The sequence below is a fragment of the Sphaerisporangium rufum genome (assembly GCF_016863395.1).
GTDB lineage: Bacteria > Actinomycetota > Actinomycetes > Streptosporangiales > Streptosporangiaceae > Sphaerisporangium > Sphaerisporangium rufum.
Window position 1 is genome coordinate 46412 of the sequence record NZ_BOOU01000065.1, and the last position, 24664, is coordinate 71075.

At 73.3% G+C, this 24664-nt stretch carries 18 protein-coding genes; 10 read left to right on the top strand and 8 right to left on the bottom strand.

Going from position 1 to position 24664, the window contains the following annotated elements:
• Positions 1-30: 30 nt before the first annotated feature.
• Entirely contained in the window at positions 31-495 is a 465-nt protein-coding gene (gene nrdR / locus Sru01_RS24295; RefSeq protein WP_203990103.1) for a transcriptional regulator NrdR, read from the bottom strand.
• 681 nt (positions 496-1176) lie between these two features.
• On the opposite strand from nrdR, the gene lexA reads away from it, so the two are divergent.
• A complete protein-coding gene (gene lexA, locus Sru01_RS24300; RefSeq protein ID WP_239137697.1) occupies positions 1177-1890 on the top strand; it encodes a transcriptional repressor LexA in 714 nt (237 codons plus the stop codon).
• 69 nt (positions 1891-1959) lie between these two features.
• Here the strand turns inward: lexA and leuS are convergent, their stop codons facing one another.
• On the bottom strand, positions 1960-4422 hold the full coding sequence (leuS, locus tag Sru01_RS24305; RefSeq protein ID WP_373869543.1) for a leucine--tRNA ligase: 2463 nt from the start codon (positions 4420-4422) through the stop codon (positions 1960-1962).
• Between the two features lie 1187 nt (positions 4423-5609).
• On the opposite strand from leuS, the gene Sru01_RS24310 reads away from it, so the two are divergent.
• The gene (locus tag Sru01_RS24310; protein WP_203990107.1) at positions 5610-6578 is read left to right on the top strand and encodes a hypothetical protein; all 969 of its coding nucleotides are present in this window, start codon (positions 5610-5612) and stop codon (positions 6576-6578) included.
• Positions 6579-6639: 61 nt separating this feature from the next.
• Here Sru01_RS24310 and Sru01_RS24315 read toward each other — a convergent pair whose 3' ends face one another.
• The 3 genes from Sru01_RS24315 to Sru01_RS24325 form a co-directional block, all read right to left on the bottom strand.
• On the bottom strand, positions 6640-7920 hold the full coding sequence (locus Sru01_RS24315; protein WP_203990109.1) for a cytochrome P450: 1281 nt from the start codon (positions 7918-7920) through the stop codon (positions 6640-6642).
• Between the two features lie 64 nt (positions 7921-7984).
• The gene (locus tag Sru01_RS24320; protein ID WP_203990111.1) at positions 7985-9247 is read right to left on the bottom strand and encodes a cytochrome P450; all 1263 of its coding nucleotides are present in this window, start codon (positions 9245-9247) and stop codon (positions 7985-7987) included.
• 47 nt (positions 9248-9294) lie between these two features.
• Positions 9295-10839 carry a GMC family oxidoreductase gene (locus tag Sru01_RS24325; RefSeq protein WP_203990113.1) on the bottom strand — a complete coding sequence of 515 codons (1545 nt, stop codon included), beginning with the start codon at positions 10837-10839 and terminating at the stop codon, positions 9295-9297.
• Positions 10840-10981: 142 nt separating this feature from the next.
• Between Sru01_RS24325 and Sru01_RS24330 the strand changes: the two genes are divergently transcribed.
• Positions 10982-12520 carry a long-chain-fatty-acid--CoA ligase gene (locus tag Sru01_RS24330; protein ID WP_203990115.1) on the top strand — a complete coding sequence of 513 codons (1539 nt, stop codon included), beginning with the start codon at positions 10982-10984 and terminating at the stop codon, positions 12518-12520.
• A gap of 77 nt (positions 12521-12597) precedes the next feature.
• On the opposite strand, the gene Sru01_RS24335 is transcribed toward Sru01_RS24330, so the two are convergent.
• A complete protein-coding gene (locus Sru01_RS24335; RefSeq protein WP_203990116.1) occupies positions 12598-13857 on the bottom strand; it encodes a class I SAM-dependent methyltransferase in 1260 nt (419 codons plus the stop codon).
• Positions 13858-13870: 13 nt separating this feature from the next.
• Complete coding sequence (locus Sru01_RS24340) at positions 13871-15262, bottom strand: FAD-binding oxidoreductase (protein WP_239137698.1); 1392 nt, start codon at positions 15260-15262, stop codon at positions 13871-13873.
• A gap of 246 nt (positions 15263-15508) precedes the next feature.
• Here Sru01_RS24340 and Sru01_RS24345 point away from each other — a divergent pair, with 246 nt between their 5' ends.
• From Sru01_RS24345 to Sru01_RS24355, 3 genes are all read left to right on the top strand, one after another.
• Complete coding sequence (locus Sru01_RS24345; RefSeq protein ID WP_203990117.1) at positions 15509-16684, top strand: CaiB/BaiF CoA transferase family protein; 1176 nt, start codon at positions 15509-15511, stop codon at positions 16682-16684.
• A 67-nt stretch (positions 16685-16751) separates the two neighbouring features.
• Entirely contained in the window at positions 16752-17192 is a 441-nt protein-coding gene (locus tag Sru01_RS24350; RefSeq protein WP_203990118.1) for an RrF2 family transcriptional regulator, read from the top strand.
• Between the two features lie 74 nt (positions 17193-17266).
• A complete protein-coding gene (locus tag Sru01_RS24355; protein ID WP_203990119.1) occupies positions 17267-18451 on the top strand; it encodes a globin domain-containing protein in 1185 nt (394 codons plus the stop codon).
• Here Sru01_RS24355 and Sru01_RS24360 read toward each other — a convergent pair.
• Positions 18448-18966, bottom strand: a complete 519-nt coding sequence (locus Sru01_RS24360) for a GyrI-like domain-containing protein (protein WP_203990120.1) — start codon at positions 18964-18966, stop codon at positions 18448-18450. The two genes, Sru01_RS24355 and Sru01_RS24360, sit on opposite strands and share 4 nt — an antisense overlap.
• A gap of 167 nt (positions 18967-19133) precedes the next feature.
• Between Sru01_RS24360 and Sru01_RS24365 the strand changes: the two genes are divergently transcribed.
• The 4 genes from Sru01_RS24365 to Sru01_RS24380 all read left to right on the top strand — a co-directional run bounded on the left by Sru01_RS24365 (position 19134) and on the right by Sru01_RS24380 (position 24498).
• On the top strand, positions 19134-20573 hold the full coding sequence (locus tag Sru01_RS24365) for a GuaB1 family IMP dehydrogenase-related protein (protein ID WP_203990121.1): 1440 nt from the start codon (positions 19134-19136) through the stop codon (positions 20571-20573).
• 71 nt (positions 20574-20644) lie between these two features.
• Complete coding sequence (locus Sru01_RS24370) at positions 20645-22180, top strand: general stress protein (RefSeq protein ID WP_203990122.1); 1536 nt, start codon at positions 20645-20647, stop codon at positions 22178-22180.
• Positions 22181-22334: 154 nt separating this feature from the next.
• Positions 22335-22709 (top strand): FKBP-type peptidyl-prolyl cis-trans isomerase, encoded by a 375-nt coding sequence (locus Sru01_RS24375; protein WP_275412209.1) that lies wholly within the window; start codon positions 22335-22337, stop codon positions 22707-22709.
• 253 nt (positions 22710-22962) lie between these two features.
• Positions 22963-24498 carry an ATP-dependent DNA ligase gene (locus Sru01_RS24380; protein ID WP_239137699.1) on the top strand — a complete coding sequence of 512 codons (1536 nt, stop codon included), beginning with the start codon at positions 22963-22965 and terminating at the stop codon, positions 24496-24498.
• Positions 24499-24664: the final 166 nt, after the last annotated feature.

Here is a 24664-nt window from a genome sequence, read left to right on the forward strand (position 1 = left end):
GGTGGTGCAGATGTGGTCTTGTGGCGCCGGTCACTCGTCGTCGTCGACGGGCCGGGCCGTGCGCAGCTGCTTGATCTCTTCCTCGAAGTCGGCCAGCGTCTCGAAGCCGCGATAGACCGACGCGAAGCGCAGGTAGGCCACCTCGTCCAGCTCGCGCAGCGGGCCGAGGATCGCCAGGCCCACCTGGTGGGCGGGGATCTCGGCCGAGCCGGTGGAGCGGATGCTCTCCTCGACGCGCTGGCCGAGCTGGGCCAGGGAGTCCTCGCCGACCGGCCGGCCCTGGCAGGCGCGGCGCACGCCGGCGATCACCTTGTCCCGGGAGAACGGCTCGGTCACCCCGCTGCGCTTGCCGACCATTAACAGGACCGTCTCCTGGGTGGTGAACCGGCGCCCGCAGTCGGGGCAGGTGCGCCGGCGGCGGATGGCGGCGCCGTCCTCGGTGGAACGGCTGTCGATGACCCTGGTATCCGGATGGCGGCAGAACGGGCAATGCATGTGCCGCCTCCTTTTCATCGTGATTCCCATCGGCCCCGTGAGTGGCCCGCGGAATAGGGCCGGACCGGCCGAGCATCGGCCCCGACCATGCCGTGATCCCGCGTTCCCTCGTTTCCGCGTCGCCGCGTTCCCGCGGTGCGCCGGCGCGTTTCCGGATGTCCGCGTCTCCGGTTTCGCGGGGGGCGCGCGGCCGCTTCCCGGGCATTCGGGAATATGCTCGCGCCCGCCCGGCGATTGACCGCTGAGCGTCAACGAAAACACAACCTATGGTGAACCACATGGCTGTAACTACTAGATGTTGTGGTCCAACCTAGAAGCGCGGCACCCATGAACGCAAGTCGGCGCGGCCGCCGGGCCCGAACCCGCCGCCCACCAGGGACGACGGAGCCGCCTCGGCGTGTCGTGGGGCCGGCCGCCCCCGGGCGGGGGGTGTCCGGCGGCGGCCGGGCTGATCGACTTTCCGGATGTCCAGGCATAAGATCGCGGAGTCGAACACGATATCGATCGAACTCCCGTACGATGTGGTCCACCAGGCGTCCACCGGCTCGGGACACAATCGAACAACTGTTTGAATAAGATCTTGAACGACGTTATTGTCGCGGTATGTGACATTGACTGCACCGACCGGCGGCCGGGCACGGCATGGCGGAGCGCCCCGCGGGCGCCGGCGAGGAGGAGCTTATGGGCGAGCAGGAAGAGACCGGCGTGGTGGTCAGCGACCTCGCGGTGCGCAGGCGTGACTCCCTCGGGCTGACCCCGCGGCAACGCAAGATCCTTGAGGTGATCCGCGATTCCGTACAGCAGCGCGGCTACCCGCCGTCCATGCGCGAGATCGGCGAGGCGGTCCAGCTGACCAGCACCTCCAGTGTCTCCCACCAGCTGACGGCATTGCAGCGCAAGGGCTACCTGCGCCGCGACCCGCACCGGCCGCGAGCCCTTGAGGTGCGGCTGCCGGGCGAGCCGGCGCTGTGGGTGGACCCGGTGGCGCCGGGCGAGGAGGAGCCGCTGGTGAGCCGGCCGACGGCCGCCTTCGTGCCGCTGGTGGGGCGGATCGCCGCCGGCGGGCCGATCCTGGCCGAGGAGCGGGTGGAGGACGTCTTCGCCCTGCCCAAGCAGCTGGTCGGCGAGGGCACGCTGTTCCTGCTCCAGGTGACCGGCGACTCGATGATCGACGCCGCGATCGCCGACGGCGACTGGGTGGTGGTCCGCCAGCAGCCGGTGGCCGACAACGGTGACATCGTGGCGGCCATGATCGACGGCGAGGCCACCGTGAAGACCTTCAAGCGCAAGGACGGGCACGTCTGGCTGGTGCCGCACAACTCCGGCTACGACCCCATCCCGGGTGACGAGGCGACCGTGCTCGGCAAGGTGGTCGCGGTGCTGCGCAAGCTCTGAGCGGCGCGCCGAGGGCCGGCCCCCCATCCCAGGGGTGGCCGGCCCTCGGCGTTTCCGGCAAGCCGGGCGTCAGGGCACGATGTTGACCAGCTTCGGCGCGCGGACGATCACCTTGCGCGGGTCGCCGTCCAGGTGGGCGCGCACCTTGTCCGACGCCAGCGCCAGCGTGCGCAACTCGTCCTCGGAGATCTCCGGGGACACCTCCAGCCGGTCGCGCACCTTGCCGGCCACCTGCACCACGCAGGTCACCGACTCCTGCACCAGCAGCGCCGGGTCGGCGACCGGCCAGCCCGCCCGGGCGATGGTCGGCCCGTGACCGAGCCGCTCCCAGCCCTCCTCCGCGCAGTACGGCGCCACCAGCGACAGCATGACGGCCAGCGCCTCGGCGGCCTCGCGCACCGCCGGGTCGGCCGCTCCCGGGCCGGAGTCGATCGCCCGGCGGGCCGCGGAGGTCAGCTCCATCATCCGCGCGACCGCCACGTTGAACCGGTGGGACTCCACCAGCCGGGTGACCTCGTCGATGGTCCGGTGGGCGACCTTGCGCAGTTCGGTGTCGCCGGTCGCCGGATCGGCGCCCGGGGCGCTCGCCGCGCCGGCCTCGGCCATCACCCGGAAGGCGCGGGCCAGGAACTTCTGCGAGGCGGCGGGCGAGACGTCGGCCCAGTCGATGTCGTCCTCGGGCGGCCCGGCGAAGATCATGGTCAGCCGGACCGCGTCCACCCCGAAGGCGTCGATCTGCTCGCCGAGGTCGACGCCGTTGCCCAGCGACTTGGACATGGCCTTGCCGCGGTTGATCACCTGGCCCTGGTTCAGCAGGCGCAGGAACGGCTCGGTGAAGCCGACCAGGCCCATGTCGTAGAGCACCTTGGTGAAGAACCGGGAGTACAGCAGGTGCAGCACCGCGTGCTCCACGCCGCCCACGTACTGGTCGATCGGCCCCCAGCGCTTCAGGCGCTCCACGTCGAACGGCGCCGTCTCGTCGCCCGGCGAGCAGTAGCGCAGGAAGTACCAGGAGGAGTCGACGAAGGTGTCCATCGTGTCGGTGTCGCGCCGCGCCGGGCCGCCGCACTTGGGGCAGTCGACGTTCACCCAGTCGGTGGCACTGGCCAGCGGGGAGACCCCCTTGGGGGCCAGCGCCTCGCCGCGCAGGTCGGGCAGGGCGACCGGCAACTGATCGTCCGGCACCGGCACCTCGCCGCAGTCGGCGCAGTGGATGATCGGGATCGGCGTGCCCCAGAACCGCTGGCGGGACAGCAGCCAGTCGCGCAGCCGGAAGTTGACCGCCGCGTCACCGGTGCCGCGCTCGCGCAGGATCTCCACGATCCGGGTGATGGCCTCGGTCTTGGCCAGCCCGTCCAGCGGGCCGGAGTTGACCAGGGTGCCCTCGCCGGGGGTGGCCACGCCGCTCTCGCCGGGGTCGGCCAGGCCGGTGTGCACCACGACCCGCACCGGCAGGCCGAACTTCAGCGCGAAGTCCAGGTCGCGCTGGTCGTGCGCCGGCACCGCCATGATGGCGCCGTGGCCGTAGTCCGACAGCACGTAGTCGGCCGCCCAGACCGGGATGCGCTCGCCGCTGACCGGGTTGACGGCGTACCGTCCCAAAAAGACGCCGGTCTTCTCCTTGTCGGTGGCCAGCCGCTCGATGTCGCTCAGCTTGGCGACCTCGGCGCGGTAGGCGATGAGCGCGTCCAGGTGGTCCGGCGCGCAGATCTCCTCGGCCAGCGGCGCGTCGGCGGCGACAACGAAGAAGGTGGCGCCGAACAGGGTGTCGGGCCGGGTGGTGTAGACGGTGACCGGTTCGTCGCGGCCCTCGATCCGGAAGCGGACGTCGGCGCCCTCGGAGCGGCCGATCCAGTTGCGCTGCATGGTCAGCACGCGCTCGGGCCAGCCGTCCTGGACCTCGGCCATGTCGTCCAGCAGCCGGTCGGCGTAGTCGGTGATCTTGAAGTACCACTGGGTCAGCTCGCGGCGGATGACCTCGGCGCCGCAGCGCTCGCAGTGGCCCGCCACGACCTGCTCGTTGGCCAGGACCGTCTGGTCCTGCGGGCACCAGTTGACCAGGCCGCCCCGGCGGTAGGCCAGCCCGCGCTCGAAGAAGCGGTTGAACAGCCACTGGTTCCAGCGGTAGTACTCCGGGTCGCTGGTGTGCAGCCGCCGCGACCAGTCGAAGGAGATGCCGTACCTGCGGAACGAGGTGGCCTGCGTCTCGATGTTGGCGTACGTCCACTCGGCGGGGTGGGCGTTTCGCCTGATGGCGGCGTTCTCCGCCGGCAGGCCGAAGGAGTCCCAGCCGATGGGGTGCAGCACGTTGTAGCCGCGCTGGAACCAGTAGCGGGCGATCACGTCGGCGATGGCGAACACCTCGCCGTGCCCCATGTGCAGATCCCCCGAGGGGTAGGGGAACATGTCGAGCAGGTACTTGCGGGGACGTGGATCGTCCGGGTCCTCGCTCGCCCGGAAGGGGTCCAGTGCCTCCCAGCGGGCCTGCCACTTCTCCTGCAGCGCCTGCGGATCGTACTGCTCGTCACTCACGGCCATGTCCCTCGGATCGTCTCGGCGGCCCCGCTCGGCCATAAAGAAACCCCCCGTGTCCACGAGGGGCGGCCGCGTCGTCCGGCGGATCAGCCGGTCCGACGCGGCTCACCAAGGAGCAGGGTCCTGCCACGCATAGCCCAAGGGTAGCGCAGCGGGCAATCGCCGGTCATACCGTTCAGCCGCTCCCCCGGGTGGAGCGGGAAAACGGACATCACCCGACGCGAGCGACGTTAGATCCTCTGTGACCACTAATGTCCTTTTCGTTTACCCTCTTCGTCGTGGCGAACTCCTACGAACCGGGACACGGCCCGGCCAACCCGGCGGCGGACCTGCCGATGCAGGACCCGCCGACCGACCCGACGGGCCTGAGGTTGCGCGGAGCATTCTCTGATTCTCCTGCGGACCACCCCGCTTCACATGAGATCATGCCGAGCACCCCCAATCCGGGCATGATGTCGAGAGGTTCCCGAGCGATGGCCCCTGAGCAGACCGGCCGGACCACGCGCCCCCCGGCATGGCCGGAGATGCCGCCGCCGCCTCCGCCGCCGTCCTCGGGATCCGGAGCGGGGACGCCCGGCCGGCGGGACGGGGGCCCCGGACGGGCCGGCCCGGCGGATACCGCCGAGCGGCCGATGCCGTCCGGCACGCAGCACGCGGGGCCGGTGGCGGCACGGGCCGGCATGGCTCCGCCGCCCGCCCCGGAGAGGTACGATTCCCGGCCCCCGCAGGGCCGGCCGCCGGCCGGAACCGGGCCCCGGCGCCCGCAGGAGCAGACCGGACCGCAGCACTTCCCGCCGCCGCCCGCCGGGCCGCGGCACCACCCGGCGCAGGACGGCGGGCCGTCCGGCCCCCGTACCGGGCCGCAGGGCGGGCCGGCCGGACCACCGCCCGGCGCCCAGTCCGGCCCGTTCACCGGACCGCAGACCGGACCGCACGCCAGGCCGCAGAGCGGACCCCCTACCGGACCGTCGCAGACCGGCCCCCGTACCGGGCCGCAGACCGGACACCGTACCGGGCCGCAGAGCCGACCGCCGGCCGGACCGGGTACGGGTCCGCGGCCGGCGCCGCATCCCGGTCCGCAGGACGACCGGCGGTGGCGCCAGGCGCCGGACGGACGCCCGGCCGAGGCGCGCGGCGGCCCGCCGCCCTCCTACGTGCCGCCCGGCACCGAGACCACCGTTCGGGTGCCCGCCGGGACGGTCGCCGGGGCCGGTGGCGCGCCCGCGGCACGGCCGGCCACGCCGCCCGGGGAGGCGCACGATCCCTACAAGCCCTTCGTGACGGCGGGCCAGATCAGCGGGCCCAAGACCCCGCCGCCCGCCCGCCAGCAGGAACTGTGGAACACGGTCTTCGGCGAGAACTACGAGGCCATCGGCGAGGAGCAGGAGGACGCGGCCGGCGGCCGCCGGGCGTGGCTGCCGGCCCTGGTCGCCTCGGCCGGAGTGGCGCTGCTCGCGGGCCTGCTGTGGGCGTTCCTGGCCGGGCCGCTCCGCCCGTCCACCGGCGGCGACGGGGGCCAGGAGGCCGCCGGCACCCCGAAGGCGTCCGCCTCGGCCTCGGGGCGCGCCGGCGCGACCCGGCCGAAGGTCCTCGCCCGGCTGCCGAAGTACCGCGGCACGGCCTCGCCGGTGGCGGGCACCGTGACCGATCCGGCGGCGGGGGTCTCCGTGCCGCGGCTCGGCGCGCCGTGGCGGCTGGACCAGCGCGGCGCGCAGGTGCGCACGTCCTTCGGCCTGACCACCCGCCAGTACGTTGCGGCCGGCACCGACGCGACCGGCCGGCCCCGCTACGCCCAGCTGATGACCGGCCCGCTGCCGGAGAAGCTCGCCGGCAAGTACTCCGCCGACAAGCCGGCCGACCTCGCCCCGACGCTCAGCTCGGTGGCCTACTGGGCGCGGTTCAAGTTCTTCCCGGCGGGCAACACCGTGGTGAAGAAGGCCGAGCAGAACCTGACGTCCGGCGGCCGGCCGGCCCGGGTGGTGGTCTACGAGGTGGTGGCCGGCGACACCAGGACCACGCTGGTGGTCGGCGCGGTGAGCACCGGCGGCGCGCGGCCGGCGATCGTCTACATGTCGGTGCCGGACACCCGCAAGGCGCTGCTGCCGGACGTCAACACGGTGTTCGCGGCGGTCCGGCCGGCCGCGGCCGGCTGACCGTCCGGCGGGCGCCGCGCACGCGACCGGGCGGGCCGGGTGCGCGGCCCGCCGCGGCCGGTCAGAAGTCGCAGGGCAGGTGCTTGATCCCGTTGATGAAGTTGGAGAACAGCCGCTCGGGCCGGCCGGCCTCGATCCGCGGCACCCGGGTCAGCAACTCGCGGAACATCACGGTGATCTCCCGGCGGGCCAGGTGGGCGCCGAGGCAGAAGTGCGGTCCGGGGCCGCCGAACCCGACGTGCGGGTTGGGGTGGCGGGTGATGTCGAACCGGTCGGGGTCGGCGAACACCGCGCGGTCGCGGTTGGCCGACCAGTAGAACATGACGGCCTTCTCCCCCGCGCGATAGCGCGTGCCGTTCAGCTCGATGTCCTGGGTGACCTTGCGGCGCATGTAGTTGACCGGGGAGGCGAGCCGCACGATCTCCTCCACCGCGGTCGGCGCCAGGCCGTCGACGTCGGCCAGCCAGCGGGCCTTCTGCTCGGGCTCGCGGGTGAGCAGGTGCAGGCCGTGCGAGATCGCGTTGCGGGTGGTCTCGTTGCCCGCCACCACCAGCAGGATGAAGAACGAGCCCAGCTCCTGCATGGTGAGGCGCTCGCCGTCGATGTTGGCGTTCACCAGGGAAGAGATCAGGTCGCCGGTGGGGTTCGCCTCCCGGTGCGCGGCGAGGTCCTGCACCAGTTGCTGAAGTTCCATACCCGCGGTGAGCAACGCCCCCACGATGCCGTCGACGGAGTCGGCCGGGACGTACTCGGTGTCGGAGGCGCCCAGGATGATGTTGGAGCGGTCGAAGACGAACCGGTAGTCGCGCTCCGGGATGCCCATCATGTCGCAGATGATCTTCAATGGCAGCCGGGCGGCGACCTCGGTGACGAAGTCGCAGCCGGGCCCGGTCTCCAGCAGATCGTCCACGATCTTCGCGGCGGCGACCCGCACGTCGTCCTCGAACTTCTGGATCATCTTGGGAGTGAACGCCCGGGAGACGATCCGGCGCAGCCGGGCGTGCCGCGGGTCGTCCATGTTGATCATCGAGCCGAAGTACTCGGTGAACTCCGGCGGCATGTCCGGGATGTTGGTCGCACCGCCCTGGCCGGAGCTGAAGACGTCCGGGCGCCGGCTGATGGCCAGCACGTCGGCGTGCCGGACGATGGCGTGGTAGCCCTCACCGGGCGTCGCGTAGGTCACCACCGGCTCGGCGAAGAAGACGGGCGTCTCGCGCTCGCGCAGCAACGCGAAGGCGCGCTCGCGGTCGGCCATCGGCCGGGCCCAGAAATCCCAGTCCGACAGGTTCACCTGATCGACGGACGTGAGCGGCGGGCGTTCCGGGGGTGTCTCCACTGTCATGCGACACATGATTTGAGAAAGTGGTCACTTACGTCAAACCGGGCCGCCGGATCGTGGCGCCGGATCAGCCCGTCCGGTAATCGAGGTGCTTGATGCCGTTGATGAAATTGGACAGTAGATAATCGGGTTCGCCGGCCGCGCGGATGCCCGGCATCCGGGTGAACAGCTCGCGGAACATGACCGTCACCTCCCGCCGGGCCAGGTGGGCGCCCAGGCAGTAGTGCGGCCCGGGCCCGCCGAACCCGACGTGCGGGTTGGGGCTGCGGGTGATGTCGAAGACGTCCGGGTCGGTGAACACCGCCTCGTCGCGGTTGGCCGAGTTGTAGAACAGCAGCACCTTGTCGCCGGCCCGGTACTCCTGCCCGCCCAGCACGTGGTCGCGGGTCAGGGTGCGGCGGAACTGGATCACCGGGGTGCTGAAGCGGACGATCTCCTCCACCGCGCCGGGGACGTACTTCTCGAAATCCTCCAGCAGCAGCGCGCGCTGCGCGGGGTGGTCGGTGAACAGCTTCAGGCCGTGCGCGATGGCGTTGCGGGTGGTCTCGCTGCCGGCCACCACCAGCAGGATGAAGAACGAGCCGAGCTCCTGCGGGCTCAGGTGCTCCTCGCCGTTGACCAGCAGGCTGGTCAGGTCACCGGTGGGCCGCCGGCGGCGCTCGCGGCCGAGCCGCTGGGCCAGGCCGCTCAGCCGGTGCCCGGCGCGCAGCAGCCGGGCCAGGCCGCGGGCGACGTTCAGCCGGGAGATGTCGGGCCGGATGCCGGTGTACTCGGCGTCGGCGTTGCCGAGGATGACGTTGGTGTCGTGCAGCACCGCGTCGTGCGCGCCGGGCGGGATGCCCATCATGTCGCAGATGACGCGTACCGGCAGCCGGGCGGCGATCTGCGGCACGAAGTCGCCGGGCCCCTCCTCGACCGCCCGGTCGACGATCTCGCGAGCCGCCCGGGCCAGGTCCTCCTCCATCTTGGCGAGCACCTTGGGGGTGAAGGCGCGCGAGACGATCCGGCGCAGCCGGGCATGGCGGGGATCGTCCATGTTGATCATCGAGCCGAAGTAGACGGCCATCCAGCGCGGCAGGTCGGGGATGCTGTTGGCGGCCGGCTCGCTGCTGAACACCGCCGGGTTGCGGCTGGCCTCGACGACGTCGGCGTGCCGGACCAGCGCGTAGTAACCGGCGCCGTGGCCGATGAACGGGATGGGGTTCTCCCGGGTGAACACCGGCCGGTCCAGCTCGCGCAGCCGCCGGAAGGCGTCCTCCCGGCGCTCCCTCGGCAGCCCCCAGAAGGGGATGTACGACAGGTCGATGTCCGCCACGCCACCAGCCGCCATCCGGACGCACCTCCGACGTCAATGTTTCGAGGAAGCGGCGGCCGGCGTCAAGACGCCCGGATGAGGTCGGCCGCCCGTTCCGCGATCATGATGGCCGGGGCGTGCGTGTGCCCGCGGTTGAGGGCCGGCATGACCGAGGCGTCCACCACCCGCAGTCCGGGCACCCCGATGACGCGCAGCGAGGGGTCGACCACCGCGTCGTCGTCCACGCCCATCCGGCAGGTGCCCACCGGGTGGTAGAGGGTCTCGCCGTGCTCGCGGGTGAAGCGGGCCAGCTCCTCGTCGCTCTCCTCGCCCGCGTAGGGGGCCATCGGGCCGTCGGTGTAGGGCCGCAGCGCGGCGGCGGCGAACACCTCCCGGGCCTTCTTCAGCCCGGCCAGCATCCGCCGCAGGTCCGCGCCGGCCGTGAGGTACGCCGGGTCGATGGCGACGTCCTCGCCGTCCAGGGTGACCCGGCCCCGGCTCTCCGGCCGTAGCAGGATCACCCCGATCGACAGCCCGTGCCCGGCGGGCCTGGTCAGCCCATGGTCGGCGAACGGGACGGGTGCGAAGATCAGCTCGATGTCGGGGGCCGGCTCCTCCGGGGTGGTCCGGAGGAACGCCACCGCCTCCCCGATGTTGGAGGTGAGCATGCCGCGCCGGCCGACCAGGAAGCGGGCGAGGTTGCCCACCGTCTCGGCGCCGGCCAGGGTGATCGGCCGCGGGCAGCGCATCATCACCGCCGAGGCCAGGTGGTCCGACAGGTTGCGGCCGACGCCCGGCAGCTCGTGGCGCGGCGTCACCCCGGCGGCCCGCAGCTCGCCGGGGTCGCCGATGCCCGACAGCATCAGCAGGCGCGGCGAGCCGATCGTCCCGGCCGAGACGATCACCTCGCGCGACGCGGTCGCCCGCCGGCCGGCGCCGAACTCGACGCCGGTGGCCCGGCCGTCCTCGTCCAGCAGGATCCGGCGCGCGTGCGCCGCGGTGAGCACCGTCAGGTTGGGCCGGGACATCGCGGGCCGCAGGTAGGCGTCGGCCGCGCTCCACCGGCGGCCGCGGTCCTGGGTGACCGGGGTCTGCGCGCACCCCTCGTTGGACGGTCCGTTCAGCTCCGGCAGCCGGGCGATGCCGACCTCCTCGCAGGCGCGCAGGAACGCCGCGGTGGCGACGTTCGGGGTGCGCAGCTCGGAGATGTGGATCGGCCCGTCGGTGCCGTACACGCCGCCGTGGTTGGAGCCCGCCCGCCGCTCGGCGCGCCGGAAGTACGGCAGGACCTCCTCGTACGACCAGCCGGGCAGGTTCCAGCCGTCGTAGTCGGCCCGGTGCCCGCGCACCCACATCTGCGCGTTGATGGTCGAGCAGCCGCCGAGGGCCTTGCCGCGCGGCCAGTACATCTCCCGCCCGGCCATCTCCGGCTGCCCGACGGTGTGGTGGTCCCAGTCGAACCGGGTCTTGAACAGCTTGGTGAAGGCGGCGGGAACGCGGACCTCCAGCTTCCGGTCGGCGCCGCCGGCCTCCAGCAGCAGGACCTTCACCGAAGGATCGGCCGACAGCCGGGCGGCGAGCACGCAGCCCGACGAGCCGGCTCCGACGATGACGTAGTCGTATTGCATTGCGCCTCCGCGAGCAGGTCAGCACTCTGTCACGTACTTACGCCGATCGTCGCGCGCCGTCCACGCTTGTTACCGATTAGTAGCCAACGGTGGCCATGATGGGGGGACCGCCGCCGGCGGGCGCAGTGAGGGAGGAACCACCATGCTCAACCTGTCGGTCGTCCTGGAGGACAGTGCCCGAGAGTGCCCGGACCGGACCGCGCTGGTGCTCGGCGATCTGCGCATGTCCTACGCCCTGGTGGACTCGCTCGCCTGCCAGGTGGCGCACCTGCTGGCCTCCCAGGGCATCGGCCGCGGTGACACGGTGGCGCTGGCCTGCCCGAACCTGCCGTACTTCCCGTTCGTCTACTACGGCATCCTCAAGGCGGGCGCCGCCGTGGTGCCGCTCAACGTGCTGCTGCAGCCGCAGGAGATCGCCTACCACCTGCGCGACTCGGGGGCGACGACGCTGTTCTGCTTCGAGGGCACCGCCGACCTGCCGCTCGGCGAGCGCGGGCTGGCCGGCTTCCGGGAGGCGACCGGCGGCACCGACGGGTTCTTCCTGCTGCCCGCCACGCCGATGGCCACCGAGTCGGGCATCGAAGGAGTGCCGACGCTGTGGGCGGCGCTGGCCGGCCGGCCCGGCGAGTTCGAGACGGCGCGCACCGGCCCCGACGACACCGCGGTCATCCTCTACACCAGCGGCACCACCGGGCGGCCCAAGGGGGCCGAGCTGAGCCACCAGAACATGCTGATGAACGCGATCGTCTCCGACGAGATGTTCCCCCGGGCCGGCGAGGACGTCTTCCTGGCGACGCTGCCGCTGTTCCACTCCTTCGGGCAGACAGTGATCATGAATGTGGGGTTCCGGCGGCGGGCCGCGCTGGCGCTGGTGCCGCGGTTCGAGCCCGGCGCCGCGCTGGCGCTGATGCGGCAGGAGAAGGTGACCCTGTTCGCCGGGGTGCCGACGATGTACTGGGCCCTGCTGACCGCGGTGCGCGCCGGCGGCGAGGTGCCGCCGACGCTGCGCACCGCGGTGTCCGGCGGCGCGTCACTGCCGGTGGAGGTGCTCAAGGACGTGGAGCGGACGTTCGGGGTGACCGTCCTGGAGGGCTATGGCCTGTCGGAGACCTCCCCGGTGGCCAGCTTCAACCAGCCGGGCCGCCCCACCAAGGCCGGCACCGTCGGCACGCCGATCTGGGGCGTGGAGATGCGGCTGGTCGACGCGGACTGGAAGACCGTGCCCGGCGAGGGGCCGGGCGAGATCGCGATCCGCGGCCACAACATCATGAAGGGGTACCGCGGGCGTCCGGAGGCCACCGCCGAGGTGATGCGGGACGGCTGGTTCCGCACCGGCGACATCGCCACCCGGGACGCCGACGGCTACTACTCCATCGTCGACCGCGCCAAGGACATGATCATCCGTGGCGGGTTCAACGTGTACCCGCGGGAGGTCGAGGAGGTGCTGATGACCCACGAGGCGGTGTCGCTGGCCGCGGTCGTCGGCGTGCCGCACGAGTCGCTCGGCGAGGAGGTCAAGGCGTACGTCATCCGCACCCCCGGCGCGACCGTCACCGAGCCGGAGCTGGTGGCGTGGTGCCGCGACGCGATGGCCGCCTTCAAGTACCCGCGCGTGGTCGAGTTCCGCGACGGCTTCCCGATGACGGCCAGCGGCAAGATCCTCAAGCGCGAGCTGCGCTGAGCGGCCGCCGCCGCGCCGGGCAGGGGCCTGTCCCGGCAGGCCCGTCCCGGCCGGGGTCCGGCCGGGACGGGGCGGGCTCAGGGCCAGTCGCGGGACGGCCGCAGCGGCACGCCGGACTCGCCGCGCTCGCCCAGCTTGACGCCGAGGATCTGGTGCAGCTGCACCTTGTTGCGCTCGAAGCCGACGACGCAGCCGGCCATGTACAGGCGCCACACGCGCGCGGTGCCCTGGCCGACCTCGGCGACGGCCTCGTCCCAGTGCGCGTCCAGGTTGGCGCACCACTTCTCCAGCGTCCTGGCGTAGTGCTCGCGCAGGTTCTCCTCGTGCCGGATCTCGAAGCCGAGGTCCTCCATCTCGCGGATGAGCAGGCCGACCGACTCCAGCTCGCCGTCGGGGAAGACGTACCGGTTGATGAACCCCTTCTTGTTGAAGGTCTTCTCGACGCCGGTGGGCCGGGTGATGCAGTGGTTCAGCAGCCGGCCGCCCGGGCGGAGCTTGCCGTACAGGAAGCCGAAGTACCCGGGCAGCTGGTCCTTGCCGATGTGCTCGGTGAGGCCGATGGAGCTGACCGCGTCGAAGTCTCCCTCGGTCACGTCGCGGTAGTCCAGGTGCCGCACCTCGGCCAGCTCCGTCAGGCCCGCCTCGGCGATGGCCTTCTGCGCCCACTCGGCCTGCTGGCGCGACAGGGTGACCCCGAGCACCTTGACGCCGTACTCGCGCGCGGCGTGGACGACCATGCCGCCCCAGCCGCAGCCGACGTCCAGCAGGCGCATGCCCGGCTTCAGCCCGAGCTTGCGGGCCACCAGGTCGAACTTGGCGTACTGCGCCTCCTCCAGCGTCGCCCCCTCCTCGGGGAAGACCGCGCAGGTGTAGGCCATCGACGGGCCGAGCACCCACTCGTAGAAGCGGTTGGAGACGTCGTAGTGGTGGTGGATCGCCTCGGCGTCGCGCTGCTTGGCGTGCCGGCTGCCGAGCCGCGCGAGGGCGCTGTGCCGCACCTCCTGCGGGGGCGGCGGCACCCGCATCAGCAGCGGCTTGACACCGAGCGCGCGGGCGACCGACGCCTTCTCCTTCAGCGGCAGGTCGTGCAGGGTGACCCGGGCCATCTCCGACAGCAGCGTGTACATGTCGCCGTGCACGTCGAGGTGACCGGCGACGTAGGCGCGGGCCAGCCCCATCTCGCCCGGCGCCTGCGCCAGGTAGGCCAGTGCGATCGGCGATTTCACCTCGATCAGGACCGGCGCGCCCGCCGGGCCCGACTTGCTGCCGTCGTACGCGGCGAACCGCACGTTCGCCTCCGGCCCCACGACCTTCTCGAAGATCTGGGCGAGTGTCATCGAACCAACCTCCTCAACGCCCCCGGACGCACTTGTCGTAGAGGTCGAGCAGCCGTCCCTGCGGGTCGTAGGCCCGCTTGACCGGCCAGTAGGCGTCGCCGTTGTACAGACGCCAGAACTCCTCACGGGGGTAGAACGATGTGGAATACAGGGACTTGTGTCCGCCGAGTTCGTGCACGGTGTGCTCGATCAACCTGTTGTGGTAGCCGTCGGACCGCCCGCGCGGCAGCGCCACCATGCCCCAGAACCCGAAGTTCACGTACAACCGGCCCGGCTCCAGGGGGTACATCGGCCACGAGCCGCCGGCGCGCAGCGGGCACATCCACACCGGCGTCATTCCCACCTTGCCGTGGAAGAACTCCAGGAAGTCGGCGCCGCGTTCCACCGGCACCTCGACGTCCTGGATGACCGACTCCTGAACGGGGTTGTCCCGCCAGCGGTCCACCCGCGCGGTCAGGCCGTACCGCTGGTCCAGGCCGACGAGCCTGCGGTAGACGTCCGAGCGCAGCCAGCGGCGCGGCACCAGCGACCGGACCAGCGGCCGCTGCACCCCGAAGGCGCGCGAGCACCAGAACCAGTCGGTGTCCCAGCGCCACAGGTAGTCGCGGACGGTGAGCCAGTCGCGGGAGCGGGAGCGGATCGACTGGTAGTAGATGCGCATCCCGGTGTAGTCGGAGGTGTACGGCGCCCGGTCGGCGAAGCGGCCGATGGTCAGGTACATCTCGCCCGGCCCGAAGAACGTGCCGTCCACGAAGTCGACGGGTTCGCCGTCGTGTTCCTCGGTGTCGCAGATCTCCTGCATGGCCAGCATGCACTTGCCGGCGTCGGAGAACGGGACGTGCGTCAGGCGCACGTACGGCTTGACCGGCAGCAGCCGGATGCGCAGCCGCAGCGCGTACCCGAGCGTGCCGTAGGAGTTGGGGAACGCCTCGAACAGGTCGCGGTGCTCGTTGTCGGCCCGCGCGACCAGCACCCGGCCGTCGCCGGTGAGGATCTCCATCTCCTCGACCGACTCGTGGGGCAGGCCGTGCCGGAAGCTGGAGGACTCGATGCCGAGGCCGGTCACCGCGCCGCCGAGGGTGATCGTCTTGAGCTGCGGTACGACGTACGGCATCAGCCCGTGCGGCAGGGTGGCGTCCACCAGGTGCTCGTAGGTGGTCATGCCCTGGACCTCGGCGGTGCGGGCCCGCGGGTCGACGGATATCACCTGGTCCAGGTCGCGCGCCGACAGCCGCGCGGTGCGGCCGCCCTCGCGGAACCGGAACAGGTTGGTCGTCTGCTTCGCCAGCCGCGGGGAGGCGCCTGGCGGAAGGGCCGTGTACGACTCCCTGATCTGCTGGACGGCCTGGCGGTGTGCCGCCATCCGGGCGGTCGCCCCACCCTCGCTGCCTGGGCTATCTGGCATGCCACCACCCCTGTGAAGTCCGGACGGGGATCGACGCTAGAACGCTATCTCCTGTGTTGACCACCGACCAGAGTAGACACGTTAAAGCGGCGCAAACTCGGGACCCCCCTGCCAACCGCCGATCCAGGCGGGTTAGCGTTCCCCAAGGGCCGCGGCGGCCGCCCGGCCCGCCGGCCGTCCCGGCGCCGGCGGGAGGGCCGCCGGACATCCGGGACATGGCGGCCGGCGCACCTGAGGGAGGCACCGATGAGCCAGCACGGCGACCAGGAGCCGGACGTCGCGGCCGGCACCGCGGCGGCGGCCGGGGACGGGCCGCTGGCCGGCGTCCGGGTGCTGGAGCTGGCCGGGCTGGCGCCCGGGCCGTTCGCCGGCATGATGCTGGCCGACCACGGGGCCGAGGTGCTGAGGGTGGACCGGGTGGCCGCGGTGGCGCGGGCCGGCGACCGGGCGCACGCGGGCGTCATGGACCGCGGCAAGCGCACCATCGGCCTGGATCTGAAGTCCGCCGAGGGCGTCGCGGCGTTCAAGGAGCTGGCCGCGGCGGCCGACGTGGTGATCGAGGTGTTCCGGCCCGGGGTGGCCGAACGGCTCGGCATCGGCCCGGCCGACCTGCACGCCGTCAACGAACGGCTGATCTACGGCCGGATGACCGGCTGGGGCCAGGACGGCCCGCTGGCCGGGGCGGCCGGCCATGACATCGACTACATCGCGGTGGCCGGCGTGCTGTCGATGCTGGGCCGGGCGGGCGAGAAGCCGACCCCGCCGATCAACATCGTCGGCGACTTCGCCGGCGGCGGCCTGATGCTCGCCTACGGCGTGCTGCTGGCCCTGCTGGAGCGGCAGCGCACCGGCCGCGGCCGGGTGATCGACGCGGCGATGGTGGACGGCGCCGCCCTGCTGTTCGCCATGTTCTACCAGGGGGCGCAGTCGGGGTTCTGGGGCCCGCGCGGCACCAACCTGCTGGACACCGGGGCACCGATGTACGACACCTACCAGACCGCCGACGGCGGGTACGTCGCGGTCGGCGCGCTGGAGCCGGCCTTCTGGGCCGAGCTGGTCGCGCGCACCGGGCTCACCGACCTGCCCGACCGCGACGACCGGGCCAACTGGCCGGAGATCCGCGAGCGGCTGGCCGCGGCCTTCCGGTCGCGTACCCGGGCGGAGTGGGAGCAGATCTTCGAGGGCTCCGACGCCTGTGTGTCGCCGGTGCTCGGCATGGACGAGGCCGCCCGCCACCCGCACAACGCGGCGCGCGGGACGTTCACCGAGGTGGCCGGGGTGGTCCAGCCGGTGCCGGCGCCCCGGCTGCTCGGCGCCGGACGCGGCGGCCTGGCACCGGCGACCCGGCTGGACGATCTGTCGGCCTGGGGCCTGCCGGCCGAGCGGGCCGGGGCGCTGCGCGCGGCCGGCGTGCTGGCCTGAGCCGGCTGTGATCGAACTCACCTCAGGTTAATCCGATTCTGACATTCGTGTTTGCTACCGTCAGAGCGTGCGGCTGACGAAGTTCACCGATCTGGCGCTCCGGGTGACCATGCGCCTGGCGGTCGTGGCGGGCGGCGAGCCCCTGACCACCCGAGGGGTGGCCGAGGCGATGCGGATCCCCTACACCCACACCGCCAAGGCCATCACCCGGCTGCAGCACCTCGGCGTGGTGGAGACCCGCCGCGGGCGGGGCGGCGGCCTGGCGCTCACTGCCTTCGGCCGCACGGCGTCGGTCGGCTGGCTGGTCCGCGAGCTGGAGGGCGAGGAGGAGGTCGTCACCTGCGAGGGCGAGGTCCCCTGCCCGCTGCGCGCGGCCTGCCGGCTGCGCGGCGCGCTGCGCGAGGCCCAGCGGGCCTTCTACGCGGCGCTCGATCCGCTGACGGTCGCCGAGCTGGCCGCCTCGCCGGCGGCGCCGGTGCTGCTCAGCCTGCGCCCGTCTCCGCCCTGAGATCCCCCGCGCCCGGTTCGGGTTCCGTTCGCCGTTAAATATGAAGATCAAATACCAATTAAAGGAGCCACGTGATGCTGACCCGTGAATCCGCCGAACTGGTCCGCGCCACCCTGCCGGTGGTGGGGGCGGCGATCGAGGAGATCGCCACCCGCTTCTACCAGGGCATGTTCGCCGACAACCCCGAACTGCTCCGCGACCTGTTCAACCGCGGGAACCAGGCCGCCGGCACGCAGCGCAAGGCGCTGGCCGGCTCGATCGCGGCCTACGCGGGAATGCTGGTGAACGGCGAACGCCCGGAGACCCTGCTGTCGCGCATCGCGCACAAGCACGCCTCCCTGGGCATCCGCCCCGACCAGTACGACCTGGTGCACAAGTACCTGTTCGCCGCCATCGCCGAGGTCCTCGGGGACGCGCTCACCCCGGAGATCGCCGCCGCCTGGGACGAGGTCTACTGGCACATGGCCGAGTCGCTGATCGCCGTGGAGGCCGACCTGTACGCCCGGGCCGGCCGCGAGCCCCTGCGCGCCACGGTGGTCGCGCGGCACGCCGAGACCGACGAGGTCGTCTCCCTGCTGCTGCGCCCGCAGGGCGGGCCGGTGCACTTCCGCCCCGGCCAGTACATCAGCGTGCAGGTGCCCCTGCCGGACGGCGCCCGGCAGATCCGCCAGTACAGCCTGTCCCGCGCCCCCGAGCGCGGCGACTGGCGCATCTCGGTCAAGCGGCTGCCCGGCGGCCCCACCCCGGCCGGCGAGGTCTCCGCCTGGCTGCACGACCATGTCGTCCCCGGCGACACGCTCACCGTCTCGGCCCCCTTCGGCGACCTGACCCTGCCGCCCGGCGAGGGACCGCTGTTGCTCGCCTCGGCGGGCATCGGCGTCACGCCCATCCTGGCCATGGTGGACCATCTGGCGGCCACCGGCTCGACCCGCCAGGTGATCGTCGCACACGCCGACCGCTCGCCCGCCCGGCACCCGCACCGCGCCGAGCTCGCCCACCTGGTCGCCGCGCTGCCCGGCGCCGGCCTGCACCTCTGGTACGAGGAGCCCGGCGCCGGAACGGGCCACCGGACCGGCCTGATGGACCTGGCCGGCGTCGAACTGCCCGCGAATGTCACCGCCTGCCTGTGCGGCCCGCTGCCGTTCATGCGGTCGGTGCGCGCCGGCCTGCTCGACCGGGGCGTCCCGGCGCGGGACGTCCACTACGAGGTGTTCGGGCCCGACCTGTGGCTGGCCGGCGACCGGGCGGCGGCCGGCTAGGGCGCCACCCGGCCGGCCGTCTCGCTGTGGCCGTCGGCCACCGGCGCCGCGACGTGGTGCGGCAGCACCGCCACGTACAGGTCCACCCCGTCCGGATGGTGCACCTCCAGGTCGGTGGTGAAGGCGCGGGCCGGCGTCCCGCCGCCCTCGGCGTGCCGCCACACCTGCCGCCACGCCTCGGCCAGCGCCAGCGGCGCCGGTCCGTGCGCCTCCACCTTGAGCGACGGCACGCCGGGCACCCGCACCGCCACCATGCCCTCGGGCAGCCGGGGCAGCGTCCGGACGGCCACCCCGACGATCTTCGTGTAGGCGCCCTGGTGGTCGCTCTCGTAGTCGGCCAGCACCGCGTACAGGTCCTCCCCCACCCGGCCCGGCACGTGGGCGAACGCCCCCGGGGCGCCGGCCCGCGCCCACAACGCCGGCGACTGCGCCCGGGCGGGGTCGGCCTCCGCCGCGTCGGTCGTCCGCACGGCGTAGCCGACGACGAGCAACTCCGGTCGATCCACGATGAACATCGCGCCTCCAATCCAGGGCCACCCCGATCGCGCGGTCAATGTATCGGCACCGGCCGGGCGGTGTCCGATCAACGAAGCAGAGGTGACGGCCGCGCCCACCCGGGACGGAACCCGGGTCGAGGTGGGGGATGCCATTCTCCCGCATGAATGGCATAGGCTGGGACAACGTGCGATTCCTGAACGATCGGGCTCCGATCTACGACCTGACCTACAGCGACGTCTTCATGGTTCCGGCCCGGTCCGCGGTGGGGTCGCGGCTCGACGTCGACCTGGGCTCCCACGACGGCACGGGCACCACCATCCCGATCGTCGTGGCCAATATGACCGCCGTCGCCGGCCGCCGGATGGCCGAGACGATCGCCCGGCGGGGCGGCGTCGCCGTCATCCCGCAGGACATCCCGATCGACGTGGTCGCCGAGGTGATCGACTGGGTCAAGGGACGCGACCTGGTGCACGACACCCCGATCACCCTCGCCCCGCACGAGACGGTCGGCGAGGCCCTGCACCTGCTGCCCAAGCGGGCGCACGGCGCGGTCATCGTGGTCGACGGGGAAGGCCGGCCGATCGGCGTGGTCACCGAGGCCGACTGCCAGGGCGTCGACATGTTCACCCAGCTCGACCAGGTCATGTCGGTGTCGCCGCTGACCATCCCGGCCGGCACCGAGCCCAGGCGGGCGTTCGACATGCTGCACGCCGGCCGGCACCGGCTGGCACCGGTCGTCGACGCCGCGGGCCGGCTGGTCGGCATCCTCACCCGGACCGGTGCGCTGCGGGCGACCCTGTACCAGCCGGCCGTGGACGGCCGCGGCCGGCTGCGGGTGGCCGCCGCGGTGGGCATCAACGGCGACGTCGGCGCCAAGGCCGCCGAACTGCTCGACGCGGGCGCCGACTGCCTGGTCGTGGACACCGCGCACGGCCACCAGGAGAAGATGCTCTCGGCGCTGGCCGCCGTGCGGGCCCTGGACCCGGGCGTGCCGGTCGCCGCGGGCAACGTCGTCACCGCCGAGGGCGTACGCGACCTGGTCGCCGCGGGCGCCGACATCATCAAGGTCGGTGTCGGCCCCGGCGCGATGTGCACCACCCGGATGATGACCGGTGTCGGCCGCCCCCAGTTCTCCGCCGTCCTGGAGTGCGCCGCCGAGGCCCACCGCCTCGGGCGGCACGTGTGGGCCGACGGCGGGGTGCGGCACCCGCGCGACGTGGCGCTCGCCCTGGCCGCCGGCGCGTCCAACGTGATGATCGGATCGTGGTTCGCCGGCACCTACGAGTCGCCCGGCGACGCCCGCACCGACGCCGACGGCCGCCGCTACAAGGAGAACTTCGGCATGGCGTCCGCCCGGGCGGTCCGGCTGCGCACCGCCGAGGACACCCCCTTCGACCGGGCCCGCAAGAGCCTGTTCGAGGAGGGCATCTCCACCTCGCGCATGTACCTGGACCCGGCCCGGCCCAGCGTGGAGGACCAGGTGGACGCGATCGTCGCCGGCCTTCGGTCATCGTTCACCTACGCGGGCGCCGGAACCCTCGCCGAGTTCCATGAGCGGGCCGTCATCGGCGTGCAGAGCGCGTCGGGGTACTCCGAGGGCATGCCCGTCCACCAAAGCTGGTGAGAACCCGCCTCCGCCGGGTAGCCGGTCGCTGCAGGCGACACCCCCCTTCTAGCCGCGGAGGCGACATCACCATGCTCGATTCGTCACCCGGGCGGACCCCCGCCCCGCCGGTCGACCGGCGGCTCCTGGTCAGCTATGACAACTACCCGGCCGCCCAGCGCGCCGTCGACACCCTCTCCGACTCCGGATACCCGGTGCAGAACGTCGCCATCGTGGGCAGCGACCTGCGCATGGAGGAGACCGTCACCGGGCGCCTCACCAACCCGCGGGCCGCGCTGTCCGGGGCGATCAGCGGCGGCGTCTTCGGCCTGATCGTCGGCGCCTTCCTCGGGCTGTTCACCTCCACCACCGCGTCGTTCTTCGCACTGGTCGTGTGGGCGGGGCTGTGGGGCGCGGTGATGGGCGCCGGGTTCGGGTTCGCCGGGCACGCGTTCAAGGGCGGCACCCGCGATTTCAGCTCGCGCAGCGCCATCGTGGCCGGGCGCTACGACGTGCTGGTCCCGGCGGGCGCCTTCCAGGAGGCGGTGGCCGTGCTGGAGGGCGGCCAGCGGCCGGCCGACACGGTGGTCGTCCCGCGTCCGCCGTCCGGCGGCCCGCTGCCCACCCGGCCCGGCGGCCCGGAGGCGGGCGGCACGACCGGCACCACCGGTGCCGGCCCCGGGCCCGCCGATCCCGATTCCACCGCGGCCCGGGACGCCGCCATCGCCGCCGCCGCCACCGCGCCGCGCCTGGACCCCCCGGACACCGCCCCGCAGTCCGCCGTCCCGGGCTCCGCCGCCCCCGAGGCCGCCCCTGCGCCCGCGACGCCGCGGGCCACCGGCCCGGCCCACCTGGACGCCGACGCCCTGGACACCTCCGGCTCCGCCCAGCCCGACGCCGCTCTCCCGGCGGGTTCGGACACCGCCGGCCCGGCCCGTCGCCCGGACGCCGACGCCCCGGACACCGCCGGCCCCACCCACCCGGAGGCCGGCATCCCGGCCCGTCCGGACGCCGGCGCGCTGGACATCGCCGGCTCCGCCCACCCGGAAGCCACGTCCACCGGCCCGGACCCGGCCAAGCCCGTGCCCGCCGGGAAGGACCGCGCGTTCGAGGACGCCGATCCGCCGGGGGCCACCCTGGACGAGGTCGGCCCGGCCGGCCGGGTCCCCGGCACCGGTGAGAAGGTGGAGGAGGCCACCGTGGCCATCCCCATGTCCTCGGTGCGCCGCGCCACCGCCACCTCAGCCACCGCCGCCCCGTCCGGCGTCTCCGGCGGCGCTCCGGCCGGCACCCCCGGGTCCGCGAGCGGCGCGGCGGCCCGGCCGGACCGGTCGGTCGCCGGCGGGGAGGAGCCCGCTCCCCCGGCCGCCGGCGCGGAAGAGCCCGCTCCCCCGGCCGCCGGCCTCGGTGGGGCCGCTCCCGCGGTCACCGGCTCCGGCACGGCTCCCCGGGCCACCGGCCCCGCCGCCGAGCCCGGCGAGACCCGCGGCGGAGCCGTCACGCCGGACCCCGCGCCGGCCGAGGACGAGCCGGCGGTACCGGCGCCCCGCACGTCCGGTGACGAGCCCGCCACGACCGGCGAGGGCCGTACCGGTCGCTCGGCGGACACCGAGGACCGCACCGGCTGAGACGACGTCCGCCTGCCGCGCGGGATCTCGCCCTGCGGGACCGGTGGCCGGTGACACCCCGTAGAGTCGTGCGGTCGGCCCGTGCGGGCCGGCGATCGTCATGGGCGCGCGGTGGCACCGGGCGCCCGCGCTGATCGGATATCAAGGAGAACACGTGGCACTCGAGAAGCCCGAGATCGATTTCCCCGGCGGCGAGCCGCCCAAGGACCTCGAGATCGTCGACATCACCGTGGGCGACGGCGAGGAGGCCAAGCCCGGTCACCAGGTGAAGGTGCACTACGTCGGCGTCGCGTTCTCCACCGGCGAGGAGTTCGATGCCTCGTGGAACCGCGGCGACGCCTTCCAGTTCCCGCTCGGCGCCGGCCGCGTCATCGCCGGCTGGGACCAGGGGGTGGCCGGCATGCGCGTCGGCGGCCGTCGTCGCCTCACCATCCCGCCACACCTGGGCTACGGGAACCGTGGCGCGGGTAACGCCATCAAGCCCGGCGAGACGCTCATCTTCGTGGTCGACCTCCTCGGCGTCAGCTGACCCGCGCCCGGGGAGCCGGATCGGCACGCGTGCCGCGCCGGTCGCCCCGGGCCGGAGCATTTCCCGGACGCGGGCCCGAGCGCCGCGCGCACGTGGGCCCGAACGCCCCACGAACGGGCCTGACCACTTGGCGCACACCGGCCCGAACGCCGCGAGCACCCGGGCCTGAACGCCGCGCACGCGCTTCCCAGAGCGCCGCGCGCACGCGGGCCCGAGCACCTCGGGCACGCGGGCCGGTGACGAAGCTGGCACGATGAGGTCTGTGTTGCTCATCGACCTGGCACGCACCTCGGCCGCCGTCGCGGCGGACGCCGCCCGCCTGGCCAAGATCCGGCATCTGGCCGAACTGCTGAGCAGGGTCGATCCGGACGAGGCCGAGATCGCCATCGCCTACCTGTCCGGCGAGTTGCCCCAGCGGCAGATCGGCGTCGGCTGGCGCGGGCTGCAGGACCTGCCCGAGCCACGGCAGATCGCCAGCGCCACGCTCACCCAGGTGAACGACCTGCTCAGCCGGATCAAGGCGCAGGCCGGTCCCGGGTCACAGGCCACCCGCAAGGATCTGCTCGCCGAGCTGTTCCGGTCGGTGACCCGGCAGGAGCAGTCGTTCCTGCTGCGCCTGCTCGGCGGCGAGCTCCGCCAGGGGGCGCTCAACGGCGTCATGATCGAGGCGGTCGCCAAGGCGGCCGGCGTCCCGGCGGCCGAGGTCCGCCGGGCGCTGACCCTGCGCGGCTGGCTTCCCGCGGTGGGTTCGGCCGCGCTCACCGGCGGGGTGGACGCCCTGCGTGCCTTCCGCCTGGAGGTCGGCCGTCCGGTGTCGCCCATGCTGGCGCAGAGCGCGCCCAGCCTGGCGGCCGCCCTGGCGAAGCTGGGCGGCACCGCCGCGCTGGAATGGAAGCTGGACGGGGTGCGGGTCCAGGCGCACCGGTCCGGGCCGGACGTCCGGATCTTCACCCGCACCCTCGACGACATCACCGCCCAGGTGCCGGAGCTGGCCGAGGTGGTGCTGGCGCTGCCTGCCGACGATCTCGTGCTCGACGGCGAGGTGATCGCGCTGCGTGCCGACGGCCGGCCGGAGCCGTTCCAGGTCACCGCGAGCCGGGTGGCCAGCAAGACCGACGTGGCCAGGCTGCGCGAGTCGGTCCCGCTCAGCGTGTTCTTCTTCGACGCGCTGCGGGTGGCCGGCGCCGACCTGCTCGACCTGCCGGACGCCGACCGGCACGCGGCGCTGGCGGGCGCGGTGCCGGAGACGCTGCTGACGCCCCGCCTGGTCACCGCCGATCTCGACGAGGGCACGGCGTTCTACGCCGACGCTCTGCGCCGCGGCCACGAGGGCGTGGTGGCCAAATCAGCGGCCACCCCCTACGCCGCGGGCCGGCGCGGTGCCGGCTGGATCAAGGTCAAGCCGCGCCACACCCTCGACCTGGTCGTGCTGGCCGCCGAATGGGGGCACGGGCGGCGGCAGGGAAAGCTGTCCAACCTGCACCTGGGCGCGCGCGACCCGGCGACCGGTCGATTCGTCATGCTGGGCAAGACCTTCAAGGGCCTGACCGACGAGCTGCTGTCCTGGCAGACCGAGCGTTTCCTCGAGCTGGCGGACGGGCCGGCCGACCACTGGGTGGTGCCGCTACGCCCCGAACTGGTGGTGGAGATCGCCTTCGACGGCGTGCAGCGATCTCCGCGCTACCCGGGCGGCATGGCCCTGCGCTTCGCGCGGGTGCTGCGCTACCGTCCCGACAAGACTCCGCAGGACGCCGACACCGTCGACACGGTCCGCGCCCTGCTGCTCTGAACCGATCGGACCTGCGCTGAGCCGGTCTCGGGCCGGTCCCGGGCCGGTCGAGCCGGTCGCGGGCCGGCCCGCCGCACCACGGTGCGGACCGGACCGGCACCGCGGCGGACCGACCCGCCGCGGTGCGAACGGCCGCCGGCGCGCGGGCCCGGCCCGCGCGCGGCCG